This window comes from Longimonas sp., from assembly GCF_046498435.1.
Taxonomy (GTDB): Bacteria; Bacteroidota; Rhodothermia; order Rhodothermales; family Salinibacteraceae; genus Longimonas.
Genome location: NZ_JAWOAR010000127.1, coordinates 1 through 4,252 on the forward strand (window position 1 = coordinate 1; position 4,252 = coordinate 4,252).

The following is a 4,252-nucleotide window of genomic DNA, read 5'->3' on the forward strand; positions in this document are numbered from 1 at the left end:
GGCGATTTCGTCGGGCGTGTTGCCGGGACTGAGCACTTCGACGCAGATCTCGGGCGCCAACGTTGAGGGGTCGCCCGTGGCATTCATTTCGGTGAGTCGCTCCGGGCTCATCCAGACTACGTCCGGGACTTTTACGCCATGCGGAGTGGCAAGGGCGAACTCGGAGTAGCTTCTTCCAGTAGCGGTGTGGCGTTCCAGCAGAGCCATGATAGCAGCCTGACGCATCGAGTGGCGATTTGACCGATGCCGCAAAAGGAGTTGCCCGCGGGCGTTCGTCTCGACGATATACGGGAGATCATCCAGACTCTGGTCATCGGCCACGTCGTGCCAGTAGGACTGCACGTCATTCAGGTTTTTCATGGCTACAGTTAGGTAGTGCGTTTGAGTAAAATCCGTTTCCGTTTGAATGCAAAAACGAGTGCCCATACAGCAGGATCACGGATCTACGTTCATTCGGCCGTGCCCACATGCACGATTCTGGATCCCGGATCAAGTCCGGGATGACGGGGTGCGGAATACGCTACTATCTAACGCGTTGTGCCCTACCGAGCGAGAGATCTACGTCCTTCCGTCCATGTCCGATTCCCGGTTGTTTACCGAACACCCGCCATTGCATGCAGGTTGAACACCCCACATCCATTCATGATTGATAAGCCAGCATGACAGCTTACTCTGTGTCCCTGAGCCCCCCTGTGCCGCCTGGCGACATCGATGCGCTGCGCCGCCACTTTCCGCACACGGACGACCGCATCTACCTGAACCATGCCGCTACGAGTCCGCTGAGTCGGGCGGTCACTGAGGCCATACAGCACCACGTGCAGCAGCGGCAGGGCGCTACGCACACCGCGCAGATCGACGACTTTGAGTCGCTGCTTGCCGTGATCGAGGCCACGCGTACGCAGGCCGCCGACCTGCTTCAGGCGGATACGGAGCGCGTCGATTTTGCACCGAACACCTCGGCGGCACTCAACCTGCTGGCCGACGGACTCGACTGGCAGCCGGGCGATCGCATTGCGGTGCCCGACTGCGAGTTTCCGACGAACGTGTTTCCGTTCAAGAAGTTGGAGGCGCAGGGCGTGGCGCTCGACTTCATTCCCACCGAGCGCGGCACGTTTAGCGTAGACGACGTAGCCCGCACGCTCACGCCCGACACCCGCCTCGTATCGGTGTCGTGGATTCAGTTCCTGTCGGGATTCCGGGCGGACCTCGACGCCATCGGCACGCTCTGCCACGACCGCGACATTCTCTTCTGCGTGGATGCGATTCAGGGCCTCGGGGCATTTTCACTGGATGTGGAGGCCGCGCACATCGATTTTCTGGCGGCGGGCACCCACAAGTGGCTCATGGGTACGCAGGGACTGGCTGTGTTCTACGTGCGCAAGGCGCTACAAGCACAGCTCACCCCGCCCACCGGCTGGCTGCACGGTCCCGTGAATTGGACGGAGCTGGATGCGTACGAACTCACCCTGCACGACGACGCCCGCCGCTTTCGCACGGGCACCATGAACGCGCTGGGCATTCTGGCGCTGCACGCGGCGCTGACGCTGCGCGATGCCTTTGGCGGCGCCCGCGCGGCGGAGCGCACCCGGCACCTGGCGCGTCGCCTGGCGGAGGGATGCCGCGATCTTGGGCTGGACGCCTACCTGCCGCATCCCCCTGAAAGCGGAATCATGACGCTTGACGTGGACGACGCCGAATCCGTATACGAAGCGCTGGCCGACGAACGGATCATCGGGGCGTGCCGGAACGACAAGCTGCGCCTGAGTCCGGCATACTACGTCACCGACACCGAGATCGACCGCACGCTCGCTGCCCTCAAACGCATCTGTGCTCCCACCCATGCCTGACGCCCCTGCCATCGACTGGACTGCCCACACCAAGAGCGACGGCGACGTGGTTGAAATCCGCGTGCCCGATTCGTTTACCGCGATGCCTCGCATCGACAAGTTTCTAACCCCCTTCTTTCCAGATGCCTCGCGGACCAAGATCCAGCGCAGCATCAAAAAGGGGCATGCGAAGGTGAATGGTGCGGATGTCAAGAAGTCGTATCCGGTGGAGCCGGGCGACCGCATTGTGTGCCGCGTGATCGAGAAGCCGCCCATGGAGGCGGTGCCGCAGGATCTGCCGCTGGCGGTGGTCTACGAGGACGAGGATCTGCTCGTGGTGAATAAGTCCGCCGGACGCGTGGTGCACCCGGCGCCGGGCCATCGCGATGGGACGCTCGTGAACGCGCTGTTGCACCACGTACAGGGCGAACGCATGAGCAAAGACACACCCGAGATGTCGGATACCGATGTGGGCCTTTCGGTGGTGAACGCCCTGCCGAGCCGCCCCGACCATCCGGTGATTCGTCCGGGCATTGTGCACCGCCTGGACAAGGGCACGACGGGGCTGCTGGTGGTGGCGAAGCACGACGTGGCGCACCGGCATCTGGCGAAGCAGTTCAAGGCACACACCATCGACCGGCAGTATGTGGCGCTGGTGTGGGGCACGCCCGATCCGCCCGAGGGAACGATTACCGGGGCCATTGGCCGCGACCCGCATCACCGTACGCGCATGGCGGTGGTGGATGCGGAGCAGGGTAAGCCCGCCACCACGCATTACGCGGTAGAAGAAGGGTTGGGTGACGTATCGCGGGTGTCGTTTACGCTGGAGACGGGGCGCACGCATCAGATTCGGGTGCATGCGGCAGAAGCCGGGCATCCGGTGCTGGCTGACGACACGTACGGCGGTGCGCACATCCGCTATGGACGGCAAGGCGGCAAGCGGCGCACGTTCTTCGACCGCCTCTTCGACACGCTCGGGCGTCCGGCGCTGCACGCGGCACACCTCGGCTTTACGCACCCGACCACCGAAGAGCGCCTGTCCTTCGACGCGCCGCTGCCCAACGACATGCAGGCGGTGTGGGCGCGGCTTTGTGAGGTGCTGGTGTAGCACCTGCCTCATGTTGACCGTTGCTCACGAGGCAATTTCGCCCTGCATATCATACTCTATATACCGCACCACCGGCTCACACCGAAGGCCCTCGAGGACCTCCGTAGAAAGGCTATTAACACTGAATCCCTGTAGCGCATTGTAGGTGTGTTCTACATCGAACGTGTACTTCATAGCCAGTTCGTTCGTAGTCGATTCCACCTCTTCCTCGGTCCATGTTCTATCGTTTTGGTAGACTACAATGAACCCTTTAGCTTCACTGCTCGGGCTGCCCTCCAGCGGTGCCGGATCTGAGCAAGGCAGGTCATTTTCGACGCCGGTGGAGCAGCCCACAAATGGAAGGAAGAACAGGGTAGCAGCAATTGGAATTACGCAATATGGTAAGCGCATAGCTGGTTGTGCTTTTAGTTTAAGAGTGAGTTACAGAGCCTAATCCAGGCTGCAATGCCGCAAATTGACATTTTAGGCGGCTACACGCGGTCCTCGTGTCGTTGAATGGCATCGCCGTACGTTGCGGCACGGCTCTTTGCCCAACTTACGAGGCCCGCGTTCACTCGCTTGTCTGGTCTACGGAGCTATCAGTAATTCTTTAAAGGCATATTTTATTGGGATCTAAACTGCTCTGGCAGCCTCCACCATCGTCGTTACCATCGTCCTCTATAACGACTACGTCTTTCACTGCAGTATCGTCCTTACCGTTCGATTGATCTGTTACAAAGACCCTGATATTTGCATACGCATCGCCTGGAGCGCTATCCTGAAAAGAGGTTGTGCAGGATGATCCGCCAGAACAGGTGCCATACCAGACAGAATGAAAGGAGAAGTTTTAAAGAACGATCAATCGAACAATACCCAGAGGATGGGAGCTTTAAAAGGGTTTTTTTTTAGAACATTTTGTGAACTCAGGTGTCTTGATATACTTTTTTTGGTAGTGGGTAGACGTTAAATGATACGATGCATAACGGGATGGGCCCGTGTAGCCGCTATCGTCTTAGCCGCTATCGTCATGGGGAGCGCAGTGAAGCATCTCAGGTCATGCGGACGGAGCCCCTGCTTCGGGGACGCGCGATGCGGTGCTCACCCCTTGCACGACCATCTGCATGAGCGCCAGCACCAGCGCCTTCTCTGACCGTTGATATCGCTGGAAGAGCTGGGTTTGAAACGTCCCGTCCCGATCTCGAGGGACCTCCAGGTTGATCGTTCCGACCCGTGTGGTGAGCTGCCGCTCATACGACCCGTTGCGTACGACCCGTTGCGGTAGCCCTGCCGCGAGTCGGTCCGCTGGTCCGATTCGGCGCCCAGGTGTTCAGTCATCTCC

General features: G+C 60.0%; 4 protein-coding genes and 1 pseudogene. 2 read left to right on the plus strand and 3 right to left on the minus strand.

All coding sequences use genetic code 11. From position 1 onward, the window contains the following. On the minus strand, positions 1 to 360 hold a 360-nt coding region (locus tag R6U20_RS04915; RefSeq protein ID WP_410336752.1), incomplete at its 3' end, for a Uma2 family endonuclease. Positions 361 to 659: 299 nt separating this feature from the next. Between R6U20_RS04915 and R6U20_RS04920 the strand changes: the two genes are divergently transcribed. Continuing rightward, on the plus strand, positions 660 to 1,847 hold the full coding sequence (locus tag R6U20_RS04920) for an aminotransferase class V-fold PLP-dependent enzyme (protein WP_410336753.1): 1,188 nt from the start codon (positions 660 to 662) through the stop codon (positions 1,845 to 1,847). Then, the gene (locus R6U20_RS04925; protein WP_410336754.1) at positions 1,840 to 2,934 is read left to right on the plus strand and encodes an RluA family pseudouridine synthase; all 1,095 of its coding nucleotides are present in this window, start codon (positions 1,840 to 1,842) and stop codon (positions 2,932 to 2,934) included. Before R6U20_RS04920 ends, R6U20_RS04925 begins: the two co-directional genes overlap by 8 nt. 24 nt (positions 2,935 to 2,958) lie before the next feature. On the opposite strand, the gene R6U20_RS04930 is transcribed toward R6U20_RS04925, so the two are convergent. Beyond that, positions 2,959 to 3,324 (minus strand): hypothetical protein, encoded by a 366-nt coding sequence (locus R6U20_RS04930; RefSeq protein WP_410336755.1) that lies wholly within the window; start codon positions 3,322 to 3,324, stop codon positions 2,959 to 2,961. A 682-nt stretch (positions 3,325 to 4,006) separates the two neighbouring features. Next, positions 4,007 to 4,252, minus strand: a pseudogene (locus tag R6U20_RS04935) (transposase); the annotation flags it as partial.